Raw genomic sequence first — 15,818 nt, 5'->3', positions numbered from 1 at the left:
TCAAAAGCTCAGTACGAACGCCGCTCCTCCACTGACCGGCTTGACGTAGCGCACACCGCCGCCCATGCCATGCACTAGGTTGCGTACCACCGCCAAGCCAATGCCCTGACCGCCAGCGGCAAGTCCCGGCTGGGCCAAGGGCTTGGTGCTGAAGAAGGGCAAAAAGATATCGGTCTCCATCCCGGCAGGCACACCGGGGCCGTTGTCGCGCACCTCGATGCTGAGGCGCCCACCCCGCACCAGGCGGGCACGCACGCTCAAATGCGGTTTGGCCTGCTCGCCCGTGGCCTGCGCCGCGTTCTTGATCAGGTTCAGCAGCGCCTGCTCCAATTGGCCTGCGTCGGCCATCAGCGTCAGGCTGGCCGGCTCTACCGCAAAAACGGCCGCGCCGCCGCGCGCCGCCCAATCGGCGCCGGCCAGCTTTTCCAAGCGGGCAAATAGCTCGTTCAAGCGCACCGGTTCAAGCTTGGGCTCGGGCAGCTCGCTGACACGGCGATAGTTGCCGACAAAACTGGCCAGCGAATCGGCCCGCCTTGCGATCGTGTCCATCGCCAGTGTCAGGTCTTGCCTGTCCTCTTGATGGGCCGCACCCTGCTCCGCCAGCAACTCCCGCGCGGTGCGCGACAAAGACGAGATCGGCGTCAACGAGTTCATGATTTCGTGCGTCAGCACATGAACCAGCTGGCGCCAGGCCTTGAGCGTCTCGGCCTCCAACTCGGATTCGATCGGCATCAGCGCCAGCAGGCGCTCGGGTGACTGGCTGAGCACCAGGTCGCGGCTGGCCAGCAGGCAGCGCTCGCTGCCGCGCTCGCTTTCAAAGCTGAACAGACTATGGCCTGCACTCTGCTCGCGCGGCTGCGCCAGGCGCGCGAACAGATCGGCACTGTCGGTCGCCCCACCGGGTGCGACCAATCGGCGCGCGGCGTTGTTGAGTGGCAAGACCTGACCCTTTGCGGATTGATGCCACAGAGCCACCGGCGCATGTTCCAGCAAGGCCTCATTGAGCAGCATGCGCTGCTGCGTCAGCTCGGCCGCGCGTGCCGAGTCGGGCGCTGCCCGCAGCGGCTCGGCCAAACCCGCCTCGGCCAGCTGCAGCAAGCGTTTCATTTGACACAGCGCACCGTACAAGCCCACCAGCATCAGCAGCAGCGCCAACACCAGCGGCCGAGGCGCGTCATGCTGCCAGCCCGCCAAGGCCGCGCCCAGGCACATCAAGGTGGCCCACAGCAGCAGCGGCCAGATTCTGAACGCGCGCCTAGAGTCCATATTTTTCTAAACGGCGGTACAGTGCCGCCCGGCTCAGACCCAGCAGCTTGGCGGCCTGGCTGATATTGCCTTGCACCGATTGCATCGCATCCACCAAGGCGGTGCGCTCCAGCTGACTCAAAAGCAAGGGTGAAGGAGTAGTCGGCTCCATTGCCTCCATCGTTTGCAGCGGTCTAAGGGGCTCGATCGACGCATTGCCCGGCGCCTGCAAAGCAAAATCAGCCGCCTCGAACTGCGAGCCCTGCGCCAAGATAACGGCACGTTCACAGGCATGGCGCAGTGCCCTCACATTGCCATGCCAGTCATGCGCTTGGCAGGCCGCTAGCGCCGCCTCGCTGCAGGCCCGAGCTGGCTTGCCGTATTGCTCGGCGTAATGATCCAGATAATGCTTGAGCAGCAAGGGCACATCGTCGCGCCGCTCGCGCAAGGGCGGCACACGCAAGACGATGGTATTGAGCCGATACAGCAGGTCGGGCCTGAAGCGCTGCGCGTCAAACAGCGAGGTCTCGTCCAGATTGGTCGCGCTGACGATGCGCACATTGACCGGCTGCGCGCTGTCGGCGCCCAGCGGTGTGACCTCACGCCGCTCCAGCACAGTCAGCAGCTTGGCCTGGCCGGCCAAGGGCAGATTGGCGACTTCATCCAGAAACAGCGTGCCGCCCTCGGCCGCCTGAAAGCGCCCCGGCCGCTCCTGGCGCGCATCGGTGAAGCTGCCCCGCTTGTGACCGAACAGCTCGCTTTCCAGCGTCGTCTCGCTTAGCGCGCCCAAATCGACGGCCAAAAAGGTCTGGCCGGCACGCTTGGACAGCGCATGAATTTCGCGCGCCACCAGCTCCTTGCCCGAGCCCATCTCGCCCAGCACCAAGACATTCGCCTCGGTCGGCGCTACGCTTTGAATCAAGGCGCGCAACTCGCGCATCGCGCGCGATTCACCCAGCAAACTCGTGGTCACAGGGGCAGTGGTTTGCCGACTGGCCAACGCCGCCGCCACGGTGGCTGTTAACTTCTGGTTGTCCCAGGGCTTGGTGATGAAGTCAAAGGCACCGGCCTTCAAGGACGCCACCGCCAGGCTGACCTCGGCATAAGCAGTCATCACGATGACGGGCGGCGCCTTGGGACCTAACTTCAAAACCTCGCGCAGCACAGCCTGACCCTGCGCGCCATCGGTTTGGCCGGGCTGAAAGTTCATATCGAGCAAGAGCAGCTCGACCGGCTCGGCAGCCAGGGCGGCGGCCAGCTCGGCCGGGCGCTGCAGCAGGCGCACCGGGCCAAAGCGGCGCTGCAGCAGCAGCCTGGCAGCGATGCCCACATCGGGGTCGTCGTCGAGTATCAGGATGGACATAGGCGATAGATTAGCAGCGCGCCGCCGCTGTAGCTGTCCGCATCCGAACAGCGGCAGGCAAACCGACTGTCCGGAATCGGACACTTGGCCGCAGAACCTGCCCGAGCGCGGGCGAAAACCGCTGGCACGGCGCTTGCAATGACTCAGGTATGAATGCAAACCTTCACTCGCTGCGACCCACACCGCCCGTCAGTGGCGCCGCCATGGACCGCGCCCTGCCCAAGAACAAATACGCCAAGCCCTTGCGCTGGGCCGCGGTAGCCGCCGCCGTCGCCATCGCCGGCGCGGCGCTTTACTTCAGCGTGCCGCGCGGCTTGAGCGTGCCCATGAGTGACCTGACCCTGGCGACGGTGGCCGACGGCCAATTCCTCGACGAGTTGGTGCTGCGCGCCCAGGTCGTGCCGGCTCACCAGGTGCTGCTGGACGCGACCGAGAGCGGCCGGGTCGATGAAGTGCTGGTACGCGATGGCGACATGCTCAAGGAAGGCGCGCTGCTGTACCGCTTGTCCAACCCGCAGCGCGAGCAAGAAATCTTGCAACGCTCGGCCGAGGTGGCCCAGCAGCAGGCCAATCTGGCCATGCAGCGCACAGCGTTTGCTAACGCGCAGGCGATGCAGCGCCGTGACGTCAGCAATCTCACTCATGAATTGACCAAGGCCGAGAACGACCTCAGGCGCCAGCAGGGTTTGGCCGCCCAAGGCTTCGTCTCGAACGCGGCACTTGAAGATGCCAAGCTCAAGCTCGCGCAACAACAGCGTCTGCTCGACCAAGCCAAGGAAGACGGCACCGCCGAGCTGCGCACCCGCGAGCAGGCCGTCGCCGAGATGGAGCGCGCCGTCAAGGGCTTGAGCGAAGGCCTGGCCGTGGTTCGCAAGGCCGCCAGCGGCCTGTCGGCGCGCGCGCCGCGCGACGGTCAGCTGAGCGGCTTCACGCTGCAGGTCGGCAGCTCGGTCAAGCCGGGCGACCGACTCGGCCGCATCGACGACATCGCCAGCTTCAAGCTCAGCGGCAATGTCGATGAGTTCTATCTGTCGCGTGTGCAGACCGGCTTAGCTGCCAGCCTGGAGGCCGGGGGCAAGACCTGGCCCCTGACGGTGTCGCAGCGCCTGCCGCAGGTCAAAGATGGCCGCTTCGGCGTCGAGATGGAATTCGCCAAGGACATGCCGCCCGGCATGCAGGCCGGCCAAAGCCTGGACGCCCGCATCCGCTTGGGCTCGCCCGCACAAGCGCGGCTGCTGGCCGACGGCGCCTTCTACGCCGACAGCGGCGGCGCCTGGGTTTATGTGCTGAGCGCCGACAGCAAGACCGCCGAGCGCCGCACGGTGCGGCTGGGCCGGCGCGCCGCCGGCCGCATCGAGGTGCTGGACGGCTTGGCGGCCGGAGAGCGCGTGATCACGTCCAAGGTGCGCCAGTACGGCGACGCCAAGTTGTTGAATCTGAAGTCCTGATTGAATCTTCCCAAAAATCCTAGGAGCAAAAAATGATCAAGCTGAAAAACCTGAGCAAGCTGCATCGCAATAGCGACATCGAAACCACCGCGCTGAACCAGATCGACCTGCACATCGAGGCGGGCGAGTATCTGTCCATCACCGGCCCCTCGGGCTGCGGCAAGTCCAGCCTCTTGAGCATCCTGGGCCTGCTCGACGCGCCGAGCAGCGGCGAATATTGGTTTGACGGCCAGAACGTCACTGGCTGGAACGAGCGCCAATTGAGCAAGCTGCGGCGCGGCCGCATCGGCTTTGTGTTCCAGAGCTTCAACCTGATCGACGATCTGAGTGTCCGCGAGAACATCGAGTTAGCGTTGGAGTACGGCGATGTGCCGGTGGCCGAGCATGCCGGCCGCGTGGGCGCCGCAATGCAGCGCTTGGGCATCGATCACCGCGCCAATCACCGGCCCTCACAACTCTCCGGCGGCCAGCAGCAGCGTGTGGCAATTGCCCGCGCCATCGTGTCGCGCCCGGCCCTGTTGTTGGCCGACGAACCAACCGGCAACCTCGACAGCGCCCAGGGCGACGAGGTGATGCGCATCCTGCGCGAGCTCAATAACGAAGGCACGACCTTGGTGATGGTGACCCATTCGCCGGCCCATGCGGCGCAAGCCAATCGCTGCCTGCGCCTGCTGGATGGCCGCATCCTCGTTGACGCGCTCGCAGCCTAAGTGAGCCCCCAAGGCCGACTCGCGTCGTCCGCCCCCCCGAGGGGGAGGAGAAACGCTTGGGGCGGCCCTGCGCTTGTTTCTCATCAGGACTAGAAAATGAAACTCAAAGATTTACGCGTCAGCTGGCGCCAGCTGCTGAATGAGCCCGCCTACTCGGTGGTGGTGATTCTGGGCCTGGCCATCGCCATCGCCGCCACCTATCTGATCGCCCTGCTCTTGAACGACCGCTGGCTGCCCGACCCGGCCGTGCCGGCGCCAGAACGGGTCGCCCGCATGGAGTTCAAGGGCAATATCCCCGGCCGCAACGATGACTGGTTCCAGGGCTCGCCCTTTGTCTTTCGCAATGCCTTGTTGGAAAACAAAGCACCCGTCACGCAGTCGGCGCGCGTCTTGGATGCCGAGTTGAGCCTGCGCGCCGGCGAGCGCCTGAGCAAGAACCAGGTGCTGTTTGCCGACGCCGACCTAGCGCCGATGTTCGGCCTCAAGGCGCTCAAGGGCGATGTGAGCGCGGCACTGCAAAAGCCCGACACGCTGGTGCTGACCACGCTGGCCGCTGAGCGCCTGTTCGGCGCCGGCCAAGAAGCCTTGGGCCAGCGCGTGCGCATGAGCGGCCAGGAGATGACGGTGGCGGCCATCGTGCCGGTGCAAGCCTCGAACAGCGAATTGCAATTCGATGCCTTGGCGAGTTTCGAGTCGCCGGCCTCGGGCGTCATGGCCCAGGGCATGGACAAGGCCTGGTACATGATTGCCGGCCGCGTCTTTGTGCGCATGGCCGATGGCAGCAGCACCGAGCAGTTGGGCCAGCTGATGCAGAGCATCTTTGACCGCAGCCCCGGCACCTTGGAAGTACCGCCGGAATGGCGTGCCGGCGGTCGCAAAGCGGCCTTCACTCGCGCCGTGGCGCTGACCCGATTGCCTTTCGACGGTGCCTACAGCGCCAGCCGCTTGATGCTTTACAGCGCTTTAAGCGCCGCTAGCGCAATGATGCTGGCCCTGGCCGCGATCAACTATGTCAACCTGAGCAGCGTGCGCACCTTGCGCCGCCAGCGCGAGATCGCCATCCTCAAAAGCCTGGGCGCCAGCCCCACGCGCATCGCCGCACAGTTCATATTCGAGTCCAGCCTGGTCGCCTTGCTGGCTGGTGCGATGGGTCTGCTGCTGGCCTGGCTCCTGGCGCCCGGCTTGGCCGACCTGCTCGATGTGAAATTCGCGTCCAAGCTGTTCGCGCCCATGCAGTTGCTGAGCCTGGTGCTGGGCTGCTTGGCGCTGGGCGCTTTGACCGGCCTCTACCCGGCACGCGTTGCCTTGGGCGTGCATTGCGCGCCCGCCTTGCAGGGCCGCAAGCAAAGCGAAGGCAAGAGCGGGCGCATTCTGCGCCGCGCAATGACCGTGCTGCAGTTCAGCGCCGCCCTGTGCTTGTCGGGTGCCGCCGTGATGGTGGTCTGGCAGAGCGAATATGTGGCGCGCCTGGACCTGGGCTTCAAGACCCAAGGTCTGCTGGCACTGGATCTGCCGGAAGGCCTGAAACCTGAGCAAACCGATGGCCTCTTTGAGGCCCTGAAGCGTCACCCTTCGGTGCAGGCCTTGAGCTGGAGCGAGGACGTGCCCGGCCGCAACGCGGTCGGCCAGGTCGATACGCTGGACAATGGTCCAACCCGTGCCGGCGTGCGCACCGCTCGCTACGATCTGGGCTTCTTCAAGGTCTACCAGATCCCGCTGCTGGCGGGCAGCTTGGAGGGCATCGTCTTGCCGGAGAAGACCGAGCCAGGCGTTGACCGGCCGCTCGCGATCGACCTGACGGCGGTGCAGGCCCTGGGCTTTGCTTCGCCGCAGGCGGCGATTGGTGCACAGGTCAAAGTGGGCAATGATGGTTGGCGCATCAAGGCCGTGGTCGGTGCGATCAAGCAGGAGTCGGCGCGCAATATCGCCCAGCCACAGGTCTTCCGGCTGTCCAAGAAAGTTCGCAATGTGCTGACCTTGAAGGGCACAGACATGGCCGCGCTGCGGGCTGCGGTTGCCGAGGTCTGGCCGCGCTACTTGCCCGACACCGTGGTGGAGATGAACGGCGTCGAGGAGCAGCTCGCACAGCGCTACCGGCTCGACCGCAATATCGGCCTGCTGATCGCCGCCACCAGCCTGATCGCTTTGCTGCTGGCGGGCTTTGGCGTCTACGCGCTGGCCGCCTACACGGTGCGCCGCGCCGCGCTGGAAATCGTGATGCGCAAACTGCACGGTGCCGATCATCGCCATATTGCCGGCTTGCTGGTCAAGGAATTTGCGCCCTTGCTCGGCATCGCAGCGGCGATCAGCCTGCCGCTGATATGGTGGGCGGGCCGGCAGTATCTGGGTGGCTTTGTCGAACATGCCGATATGGGTGGCTGGCCGCTGCTGGCAGCAACGCTGGGTACGCTGTTGATGACGACGCTGGCGGGCCTGCGCCACGGTCTGGCGGCGATGGCGATGCGGCCGATCTTGGCATTGCGCGACTAAGAGAAGGAGCCGGCCTGGATGAGACTGCTCGACCTGCGCGTGGCCGCGCGCCAATTGCGGGCCGAACCGCTGAACGCGGCGGTATTGATTGGCGGCCTGGCCTTGGCGCTGGCGACCTGCTATTTGCTGGCCGTGCTCTTGGGCGAGCGGCTCAGCCCCGACCCGGCGCTACAAGAGCCCGAGCGGATCGTGCTGATCGACTTCCACGGCAATATGCCGGATCGCCAAGAAGATTGGTTTCTGGGCGCGCCCTTTATCTTCAAGCAGGCCTTGCAAGAAGCCCAAGCCCCGCTCAGCTTGCTAACCCGCATTGCCGACGACACACTGACGCTGCGCCAAGGCGAGCGCCAGCTGCGCGCCAATGTATCTGCGGCCGACGCCAGCCTGGTGGAGCTGTTCAATCTGCGTCCGCTGCAAGGCAACTTGAAAGACGCGCTGAGCCGCCCCGACACCATTGCTTTGACCGAGGCCTTGGCTAAGCGGCTGTTCGGCAGCGATGCGGCGCTGGGTCGCGTGCTTGACGTCGGCGCGCACCGGCTCACTGTCGCCGCGATCCTGCCGCAGCCCAGCTCACTGAGCTTGTTGCGCGCCGAGGCTTTCGTCAGCTTCGACTCGCCGGCGGCGGGCATTGACGAAGAAACTCGCACCGCCTGGTTCCAGATCAACGGTCAGGTCTTCGGCCGCCTCGCGCATGGCGCCAGCGCGGCGCAGGTTGGCGCACTGGCGCAGACCTTGCTTGACCGCAGCCCGGTGATACAGCAATTGCCCGCCGACTGGACCGCCGGCGGGCGCAAGGCCGCTTTCATGCGCGCGCTGCCGATCACCCAAATGCCGTTCGAAGGGCGCGCCGGCCAGCAGCGTCTGACGGTACTGCTCGCCTTGGGCGCGGTCGCTGCGCTGCTGCTCGGATTGGCGCTGCTCAACACCGTCAACCTCAGCAGCGTGCGTACGCTGCAGCGCCAGCGCGAGATCGCGGTGCGCAAGGCGCTGGGCATCAGCCCGGCACGCTTGCTCTTGCAGTTCGCCGTCGAAGCGCAGCTGAGCATCGCCCTGGCGGCCGGCGTCGGCCTGCTGCTGGCCTGGTTGCTGCTGCCTTGGGTGGCCCAGGCGCTGCAGGTGCCGCTGCCCGACAGCTTGTTGCAGCCGCTGCCGCTGGCCGGTCTGGGCCTGGCCTGTGCGCTGCTGGCCCTGCTGGTCTGCCTCTACCCCGCCTGGCTGGCTTGGCATATGCAAGCCGCCCCGGCGCTGCAAGGCCGGCAGGCCAGCGAGGGCGAAGGCGGCCGCTGGCTGCGCCGCGTCTTGACGACGCTGCAATTCGGCATCGCGCTATTGGCCACCACCCTGGCCTTGCTGCTCGGCGCCCAAAATCGCCATGTGCTTGCCCGCGATCTGGGCTTCCAGCCCGGCGGCGTACTGACGCTGCGCATGCCCGCCGGCGCCACCGCGCAGCAGGCCGAGGATCTGCATCAAGCGCTGCGCCAACGGCCCGAAGTTGAAGCCTTAGGCTGGAGCGAGAGCGTGCCGGGCAATGTCTTCATGGACCGCAACGCCACCTTCACGCATCAGCAGCGCGAAGCGAAACTGCGCATCAGCAATGTCGATGCTGATTTCTTCGGTCTCTACAAAATACCCGTGCTAGCAGGCCAAATAGACGGCATGCACCAAGGCGGCCTGGTGCTGGACGAGCCGGCTACACGGGCCTTGGGCTGGGCCAGGCCGGAGCAGGCTCTGGGCCAGACCCTCAACTTTGTGATGACCGGGCTGAACCAGTCTCAAACGTCTTGGCAGGTGGTCGCCGTCGTGCCCAAACAATTGCTGGAAAGCACCCGCCAAGCGGCGCGCCCGCATGCCTTTTTGCTGCAGACCAGCGCCCAGGCCTTGAGCGGCGGGCGGAGTTTCTGGGTGCTCAATCTGCGCTTGCGGCCGGGCAGCCAGGCCGAACGAGCCGAGCAATGGTTGGAACCCTTGTGGAAGCGCTTCTTTCCGGGCGAGCCCTTCGCGGTCGAGCCGGCCGAGCAGACCTTGCTGGCCGCCTACCAAGCTGACCTGCGCATCGCGCAATTGGTCAGTGCCTGCGGCTTGCTGGCCTTGGCGCTGGCCGGCTTCGGCGTCTACGCCTTGGCGGCATATCTGGTGCACCGCCATGCCAAGGAGATCGTTCTGCGCAAACTGCACGGCGCCTCCGGCCTGCAGGCGATCAAGCAGCCGCTGCGCGAATTCGCCGCCTTGCTGGCCTTTGCCGCGACGCTGGCCTTGCCGCTGACTTGGTATCTGGGTGAGCGCTACCTCACGCAGTTTGCCGACCGCGTGCAGCTCGGCGCCTGGCCGCAACTGCTGGCCTTGGCGGGCCTCTTGGCCGTGACGCTGCTGGCGAGCCTGCGCCACGGTTTGGCCGCGCTGGCGATGCGGCCAATTTTGGCGCTGCGGGACTAGCGCCGCCTGTATCCTAGACCCGATGTAGGCTAGACCTGCTGCGCCCTGAAGCTTACGCCCAGGCTTGCCCCTGAGCCTGGGCCTGGGCCGATCTCGAGCTCGCCGCCCAACTTCCGGGCCAAATCGGCAGCGAGTAGCAGGCCCAAAGAGGTTTTCCGCCTAACTTCAAAATCAGCCGGCAATCCAACACCGGTGTCGCTGACTTGCATGCGCCAAAGTCCGGCCTCGCCCAACAGCTGCAAGGTGACTCATACCTCTCCCTGGCTGCCCGGCGCAAACCCATGTTTCAGACAATTGGAAATCAGCTCATTGACCAAGAGCCCGCAGGGCATCGCCTGGTCCATATTCATTTGCAGCGGCGTCAAGTCCAGCACCAAGCGCACCAAGCCTCCTTCTGGGGCCTGGGCGCGGAAGGCCTCGCCAGCCAACTGGCGCAGATATCTAGCCAAGTCGACGGCCGCGAAAATGCCACTCCGATAGAGCGACTCATGCAGCAGCGACATCGAGCGGATGCGCGCCTGCATTTCCTACAACACCGTCTTGACACCGGGCACGGCGCTGCGCCTGCCCTCCATGCGCAGCAAGCTGGTGATCACCTGCAGATTGTTTTTGACCCGGTGATGCACCTCGTTGAGCAGAGCGACCTTTTCATTCAAAGAGGTCTGCAAGGTTTGTTGCGCCAGCTTTTGGGCCGTGACATCTTGATCGATGCACCAGACATGCAAGACCTGACCCACGGCGTCGGCGACTGACACCCATTTTGAGGCGATATAGCGCAGTTCCCCCGAGTCCTGAGCGTAGATGCGAAAGTCGATATTGAGTTGCTGTGCTGACGCGCGCGCTCTCTCTATGATTTGGCCCATGCGCTGGCTGTCATCAGGGTGAATCGCGTCCCGCCAAGCATCGACCTTGGGCATCCCATTGGCCCGATCGAGTCCGTAAATTTCGTACATCTGATCGGACCAAACCGGCTCGCCCGAGCTCACCGGCCAGACCCAGCTACCGATGCCGGCGAGCTCCTCGGCCATGCGCAAGCGGCTCTCGTTGAGTTGCAGAGCCAGGGCGATCTTCTGCCGCGGCGTGATGTCACGGAACACGCACAAACGCCCACGCGGCTCGCCATTGATCGTCAGCGGAACAAAGTCGCGCAAGAGGACACGCTGCCTGGTGCAATGCACTTCTTCATCGTGCACCGCAATGCCCTGGGCCATCAGTTCATCGACTCGTGCCAAACCGGCCACAGGGTTGGCCTGGCCGTGGTGCGTAAGGCCGCCTCGGGTCTGTCGGCCCGTGCGCCACGCGACGGTCAGCTGAGCGGCTTCACGCTGCAGGTCGGCAGCTCGGTCAAACCGGGCGATCGGCTCGGCCGCATCGACAACATCGCCAGCTTCAAGCTCAGCGGCAATGTCGATGAGTTCTATCTGTCTCGTGTGCAGACCGGTTTGCAAGCCAGCCTGGAAGCGGGGGCAAGACCGCCGAGCGCCGCACGGTGCGGCTGCGCCGGCGCGCCGCCGGCCGCATCGAGGTACTGACGGCCTGGCTGCAGGCGAGCGCGTGATCACGTCCAAGTCGCGTCGCCTTGGGTGTGCACTGCGCACCCGCCTTACAGGGCCGCAAGCAGAGCGAAGGCAAGAGCGGGCGCAATCTGCGCCGCGCGATGACCGTGCTGCAATTCAGCGCCGCGCTGAGCCTGTCGGGTGCGGCCGTGATGGTGGTCTGGCAGAGCGAATATGTGGCGCGCCTGGATCTGGGCTTCAAGACCCAGGGTCTGCTGGCGCTGGATCTGCCGGAAGGCCTGAAACCGGAACAGACCGACGGCCTCTTTGAGGCCTTGAAGCGTCACCCTGCGGTGCAGGCCTTGAGCTGGAGCGAGGATGTGCCCGGCCGCAATGGAGTCGGGCAGGTTGACACCATGGACAACGGCCAGACCCGCGCCGGCGTGCGCACCGGTCGCTACGATCTAGGCTTCTTCAATGTCTACCAGATCCCGCTGCTGGCGGGCAGCCTGGAAGGCATCGTGCTGCCGGAGAAGACCGAGCCGGGCGTCGACCGGCCACTCGCCATCGACCTGATGGCGGTAAAGGCCTTGGGCTTTGCTTCGCCGCAGGCGGCAATTGGCGCACAGCTCAAAGTGGGCAATGATGGTTGGCGCATAAAGGCCGTGGTCGGCGCGATCAAGCAGGAATCGGCGCGCAATATCGCCCAGCCTCAGGTCTTCCGCCTGTCCAAAAAGGTTCGCAATGTGCTTACCTTGAAGGGCTCGGGTTCGGGCTCAGACTTGGCTGCGCTGCGCGCCGCCGTGTCCGAGGTCTGGCCGCGCTATATGCCCGACACCGTGGTGGAGATGAACGGCGTCGAGGAGCAACTCGCGCAGCGCTACCGGCTCGACCGCAATATCGGCCTACTGATCGCCGCCACCAGCCTGATCGCTTTGCTGCTGGCCGGCTTCGGCGTCTACGCGCTGGCCGCCTACACCGTGCGCCGCGCCGCGACGCGCTGGAAATCGTGATGCGCAAATTGCACGGTGCCGATCATCGGCACATCGCCGGCTTGCTGGTCAAGGAGTTCGCGCCTTTGCTCGGCATAGCCGCGGCCATCAGCCTGCCGCTGATCTGGTGGGCGGGCCAGCAGTATCTGGGTGGCTTTGTCGAGCGCGCCGATATGGGTGGCTGGCCGCACTGTTGGGCACGCTGTTGATGACGGCCCTGGCGGGCTTGCGCCATGGCCTGGCGGCGATGGCGATGCGGCCGATCTTGGCGCTGCGCGACTGAGCGGCGATCTGCCGCTTGCTTGGTTTCAGCGAGCGGCAGATCGCCGGCCGCAAGGAGGGGCCGCGAAGCTGCTGCGTGGGCTCTTGTTGACGGCTAGCTGAATATGCGTCTTGTGCGAAACCTTTGGGTCGCCCATGCCATCCGCGGCGGGCGCTGGCCTCGCCTCCCGAAGAGGCTTTGTGTTGCGGGATCGCCCTTGTCGCTCGTATGGCGGCGTGGCGATCCTTCGATCAGGCTTTTCAAGCCCCGAAGCGCTGCTCCAGATAGGCCAGCAAGGTGCGAATCGTCTGCGCCTCGCCGCCAATCGGGCGGCCCTGCCTGGGCCGCGCTGCGTCGCGCGACGGCACCGGCATTGCAGGGCCACAATGCCAGCGAAGGTCCCTGGGGCCGCCGCCTGCGCCAAACCTTGTTGAGCTTGCAGTTGGGTGGCTCCATCTTGCTGTTGGGCCTGGCCGGCGTATTGGCCTTGCAACAACAGCATCTGCTGCAGTTGGATCGCGGCTTTGCGACCCATGGCCGCTTGTGGCTGGGCCTGATGGTCAACCCCGAGGCCGTACCTAACCTGAAGCCTTTGACTGCTGCGCTGGCTCAGCATCCGGCCATCAAGCACTGGGCCTTCAGCAATATGCGGCCGGCGCGTGACACCATGGGCGAGCGCGATCCGCATGTCTGCGCCAGCCGCCACAAGTAGACGCTGCGGGTCAGTCGCGTCTCGGCCAGCTTTTTCGACACCTATGGCATGACCGTGCTGGCGCAGGCCTTTTTGGTCAGCGAAGCGGCGCAATACGACATCAGCGTCTATGGCGCCGCGCATTGGATGACATCTGGTCCGCGCATGGCCCGGCGATCGGGCCTGAGATTCAGTCCGCCGACGAGCAGTTGGCCGAGGTCAATCAACAAGAGCAACAGATCAGCGCGCTGCTGGCCGGCATCGCCCTGCTGGCCGTGGGTGTAGCCATGCTGGGCGCCTACGCGCTGGGCCTGCCGCTCGCTGCTTATCTCGGCTGGCACTATCTGAGCGGCTTCGAGGCAAGGGTGGACCTCGCGTCCGGTCTGGTTTTGCCGCTTGTGCTGGCCTGTGCGATCACGCTGATCGTCACCGTGCTGGCCGCGCTGCGGCATCTGCGCCAAGCATTGAGCTTGCAGCCGATCGAGGCCTTGCGCTGAGGCTTGCGCGAGGTGGACGCCCCGGCTTGAAGACAAGCCGATGCCGCTCAAGCGATCAAGGCAGCTTGAAGGTGTCGACGATGTCCGCCAGCTTGATGGCCTGATCCTTCATGCTTTCGGCGGCCGCAGCGGACTGCTCCACCAAGGCGGCATTTTGCTGGGTCATCTGGTCGAGCTTGACGACCGAGCCATTGACGAGGTCCAGCCCTCTGGACTGCTCGGCCGCAGCGGTTGAAATCTCGCCGATGATGGCCGAGACGCGCTCAACGCTGCCGACGATTTCGCCCATGGTCTGGCCGGCGTCGGCCACCAGTTTGCTGCCGCCCTCGACCTTCTCGACCGAGGCCCCGATCAAACCCTTGATCTCGCGCGCCGCTTGCGCGCTGCGCTGCGCCAATGAGCGCACCTCGCCGGCCACCACCGCGAAGCCGCGCCCCTGCTCGCCGGCGCGCGCAGCCTCAACCGCAGCGTTCAGCGCCAAGATATTGGTTTGAAAGGCGATGCTGTCGATGACGCCGATGATGTCGCCGATCTTGCGTGAGCTGATGTTGATGTCTTCCATGGTGCTGACCACCTGGGCCACCACCCGGCCACCGCGCGCCGCCACTTCGGCCGCCGTCCCTGCCAGGCGATTGGCTTCCAAGGCCGATGTGGCCGACTGCCGGACCGTGCTGGTCAACTCATCCATCGACGAAGCAGCCTGTTGCAGGCTGCTGGCGGTCTGCTCGGTGCGCTCGCTCAAGTCCATATTGCCGCTGGCAATTTCGGCGCTGGCGGTGCGGATCGAGGCCGAGGCGTTCAGCACCGCCTGCATGGAGCCGCCGAGTTGCGCCGTCATGCGACCCAAGGCTCGCACCAGATCACCGACCTCATCGACGCGCTCGCTGCGGGCGTCCACCGCCAAGTTGCCGGCCGCGACTTCACCGGCAATCTCGGTGGCGCGTTGCAATTCATTCGTCAACTTGCGCTGCATCAGCCATGACAAATAGACCGCCGCCGTCGCCAGCAAAAGGCCCAGGGCAGACAAGAGCCATTTGCTGCGAGAGGCCTGCTGGTTGGCCGCCGCTACCGCCTCGGCAGAAGCGGTCTCGACGCGCGTGATCATGGCCCGCATGGTCTGCGTCAAGCCCTTGAAGCTCTCGTCGGCACCTTGCAGCGCCGCTATGCCTGTATTGGGGTCGACCGAAGACAGATCAATCGCTTCGTCGGCCTGCTTTTGGTATTTGGCGATCAGCGGCGCCAACTGGCCGGCGCTTTGGCGCAGCTCGGCATCATCCGCATGGGCGTCGCCGATGCCGGCCGCCACCCGCTGCACACCCGCCAGCTGCCGCACCAAATCGGCCCGGGCCGATTTGATCTTGGGCTCGTCAAGTGAGCCAATCAAGGCCACGGTGCGATAGACGCCGGTGTGGATCTGCGCCAGCTGCTCCTGCGCGTTGCTGAGGGTGCGGTAATCCTCCAGCTGGACATTCATGGTGGTGAGATTGTTGTCCGCTACCCGGCTCAACAACAGCACATTGATTTGTCCCGCACCGAAGACCACCAGCGCCGTCAACAGCGGCGCTGCAAGCAATTTGCCAGCTAGTTTCATTTCCACTCCCTGTTAACGAGTAACGCGGGCTCTGCGGCCCATGGAAAGAACTGATTACTTGTAGATGCCGCCGCAGATGGCCATGTCTTCGAACTTCTCGCAGTACATGCGCTTGGGCTCGATCTTTTTGTTCTCGGGATTGGTGAACTTGTAGTCCTGCCAGAACGTGCCTTTGCTGGCGGCCATCTCGACCCGCTCCTTGACGAAGGCCTTGCCGTCTACATCCTTCAAGTCGATCAGGTTCTTACCGACCATTTTGATATTGGCGCCGTGAGCACGCACAGTGCCGTCGAGGCCATAGGCGACCAGATAGAGATCTTGGTGAGTGAACTGCCCACCCTTGGTGGAAATCTCGGCAAAACCCTTCTCATGGCCATTGGCCTTGATGAAGGCGACGCCCTTTTTGACCATGGCCACCGCTTGCTCCTCGGTGGCGCCGCCGTCGGCGGCCAAGCACAGCAGCGGTGCGCTGGCAGCCAGACCGGCGATCAAGCTGGCGATGGAAAAGAAACGGGAGACAGGCTGATGCATCTCAAACTCCTTCGGGTGAGCCGGGCCGGCTGTATGGATAAGGCAGTAGAAACCCTTTGATCGGCTTCC

At 64.9% G+C, this 15,818-nt stretch carries 13 protein-coding genes and 1 pseudogene; 9 read left to right on the top strand and 5 right to left on the bottom strand.

The features are described 5' to 3' along the window. Together PRZ03_RS01060 and PRZ03_RS01055 are read right to left on the bottom strand one after the other, a co-directional pair. Positions 1 to 1,266 carry a sensor histidine kinase gene (locus PRZ03_RS01060; protein ID WP_273598621.1) on the bottom strand — a complete coding sequence of 422 codons (1,266 nt, stop codon included), beginning with the start codon at positions 1,264 to 1,266 and terminating at the stop codon, positions 1 to 3. Next, positions 1,256 to 2,608, bottom strand: coding sequence for a sigma-54-dependent transcriptional regulator (locus PRZ03_RS01055; protein ID WP_273598620.1), 1,353 nt, complete (start codon positions 2,606 to 2,608; stop codon positions 1,256 to 1,258). Before PRZ03_RS01055 ends, PRZ03_RS01060 begins: the two co-directional genes overlap by 11 nt. A 149-nt stretch (positions 2,609 to 2,757) precedes the next feature. Between PRZ03_RS01055 and PRZ03_RS01050 the strand changes: the two genes are divergently transcribed. The 4 genes from PRZ03_RS01050 to PRZ03_RS01035 all read left to right on the top strand — a co-directional run bounded on the left by PRZ03_RS01050 (position 2,758) and on the right by PRZ03_RS01035 (position 9,689). Further along, complete coding sequence (locus PRZ03_RS01050) at positions 2,758 to 4,056, top strand: efflux RND transporter periplasmic adaptor subunit (RefSeq protein ID WP_273598619.1); 1,299 nt, start codon at positions 2,758 to 2,760, stop codon at positions 4,054 to 4,056. Between the two features lie 32 nt (positions 4,057 to 4,088). Further along, on the top strand, positions 4,089 to 4,766 hold the full coding sequence (locus tag PRZ03_RS01045; RefSeq protein WP_273598618.1) for an ABC transporter ATP-binding protein: 678 nt from the start codon (positions 4,089 to 4,091) through the stop codon (positions 4,764 to 4,766). Between the two features lie 96 nt (positions 4,767 to 4,862). After that, on the top strand, positions 4,863 to 7,256 hold the full coding sequence (locus tag PRZ03_RS01040) for an FtsX-like permease family protein (protein ID WP_273598617.1): 2,394 nt from the start codon (positions 4,863 to 4,865) through the stop codon (positions 7,254 to 7,256). A gap of 18 nt (positions 7,257 to 7,274) precedes the next feature. Then, positions 7,275 to 9,689, top strand: a complete 2,415-nt coding sequence (locus PRZ03_RS01035) for an ABC transporter permease (protein WP_273598616.1) — start codon at positions 7,275 to 7,277, stop codon at positions 9,687 to 9,689. Between the two features lie 248 nt (positions 9,690 to 9,937). Here the strand turns inward: PRZ03_RS01035 and PRZ03_RS01030 are convergent. Continuing rightward, a pseudogene (locus tag PRZ03_RS01030) lies at positions 9,938 to 10,717 on the bottom strand (sensor histidine kinase). A 144-nt stretch (positions 10,718 to 10,861) separates the two neighbouring features. On the opposite strand from PRZ03_RS01030, the gene PRZ03_RS01025 reads away from it, so the two are divergent. The 5 genes from PRZ03_RS01025 to PRZ03_RS01005 all read left to right on the top strand — a co-directional run bounded on the left by PRZ03_RS01025 (position 10,862) and on the right by PRZ03_RS01005 (position 13,627). Then, complete coding sequence (locus tag PRZ03_RS01025; RefSeq protein WP_273598615.1) at positions 10,862 to 11,221, top strand: HlyD family efflux transporter periplasmic adaptor subunit; 360 nt, start codon at positions 10,862 to 10,864, stop codon at positions 11,219 to 11,221. Between the two features lie 47 nt (positions 11,222 to 11,268). Beyond that, on the top strand, positions 11,269 to 12,198 hold the full coding sequence (locus PRZ03_RS01020) for an ADOP family protein (protein WP_273598614.1): 930 nt from the start codon (positions 11,269 to 11,271) through the stop codon (positions 12,196 to 12,198). Next, entirely contained in the window at positions 12,198 to 12,386 is a 189-nt protein-coding gene (locus PRZ03_RS01015) for a hypothetical protein (RefSeq protein ID WP_273598613.1), read from the top strand. The genes PRZ03_RS01020 and PRZ03_RS01015 overlap by 1 nt, the downstream gene beginning before the upstream one ends. A gap of 426 nt (positions 12,387 to 12,812) precedes the next feature. Then, on the top strand, positions 12,813 to 13,151 hold the full coding sequence (locus PRZ03_RS01010; protein ID WP_273598612.1) for a hypothetical protein: 339 nt from the start codon (positions 12,813 to 12,815) through the stop codon (positions 13,149 to 13,151). 122 nt (positions 13,152 to 13,273) lie between these two features. Beyond that, positions 13,274 to 13,627 carry an ABC transporter permease family protein gene (locus PRZ03_RS01005; protein WP_273598611.1) on the top strand — a complete coding sequence of 118 codons (354 nt, stop codon included), beginning with the start codon at positions 13,274 to 13,276 and terminating at the stop codon, positions 13,625 to 13,627. A 55-nt stretch (positions 13,628 to 13,682) separates the two neighbouring features. Here PRZ03_RS01005 and PRZ03_RS01000 read toward each other — a convergent pair whose 3' ends face one another. Together PRZ03_RS01000 and PRZ03_RS00995 are read right to left on the bottom strand one after the other, a co-directional pair. Next, entirely contained in the window at positions 13,683 to 15,218 is a 1,536-nt protein-coding gene (locus PRZ03_RS01000) for a methyl-accepting chemotaxis protein (RefSeq protein ID WP_273598610.1), read from the bottom strand. A gap of 54 nt (positions 15,219 to 15,272) precedes the next feature. Continuing rightward, a complete protein-coding gene (locus tag PRZ03_RS00995; RefSeq protein WP_273598609.1) occupies positions 15,273 to 15,749 on the bottom strand; it encodes a cache domain-containing protein in 477 nt (158 codons plus the stop codon). Between the last annotated feature and the right edge of the window lie 69 nt (positions 15,750 to 15,818).

It is taken from the genome of Roseateles albus, from assembly GCF_028595345.1.
GTDB classification, from domain to species: Bacteria; Pseudomonadota; Gammaproteobacteria; order Burkholderiales; family Burkholderiaceae_C; genus Paucibacter_A; species Paucibacter_A albus.
The sequence above is the reverse complement of the archived record's forward strand: the minus strand, read 5'-3'. Positions and strand labels throughout refer to the sequence as shown.

Excerpts from the sequence above, each read along its gene's own strand:
- PRZ03_RS01035 (WP_273598616.1), top strand. The coding sequence starts at position 7,275 with ATGAGACTGCTCGACCTGCGCGTGGCCGCGCGCCAATTGCGGGCCGAA.
- PRZ03_RS01055 (WP_273598620.1), bottom strand. The coding sequence starts at position 2,608 with ATGTCCATCCTGATACTCGACGACGACCCCGATGTGGGCATCGCTGCC.
- PRZ03_RS01025 (WP_273598615.1), top strand. The coding sequence starts at position 10,862 with ATGCACTTCTTCATCGTGCACCGCAATGCCCTGGGCCATCAGTTCATC.
- PRZ03_RS00995 (WP_273598609.1), bottom strand. The coding sequence starts at position 15,749 with ATGCATCAGCCTGTCTCCCGTTTCTTTTCCATCGCCAGCTTGATCGCC.
- PRZ03_RS01060 (WP_273598621.1), bottom strand. The coding sequence starts at position 1,266 with ATGGACTCTAGGCGCGCGTTCAGAATCTGGCCGCTGCTGCTGTGGGCC.
- PRZ03_RS01050 (WP_273598619.1), top strand. The coding sequence starts at position 2,758 with ATGAATGCAAACCTTCACTCGCTGCGACCCACACCGCCCGTCAGTGGC.
- PRZ03_RS01045 (WP_273598618.1), top strand. The coding sequence starts at position 4,089 with ATGATCAAGCTGAAAAACCTGAGCAAGCTGCATCGCAATAGCGACATC.
- PRZ03_RS01000 (WP_273598610.1), bottom strand. The coding sequence starts at position 15,218 with ATGAAACTAGCTGGCAAATTGCTTGCAGCGCCGCTGTTGACGGCGCTG.
- PRZ03_RS01040 (WP_273598617.1), top strand. The coding sequence starts at position 4,863 with ATGAAACTCAAAGATTTACGCGTCAGCTGGCGCCAGCTGCTGAATGAG.
- PRZ03_RS01015 (WP_273598613.1), top strand. The coding sequence starts at position 12,198 with ATGCGCAAATTGCACGGTGCCGATCATCGGCACATCGCCGGCTTGCTG.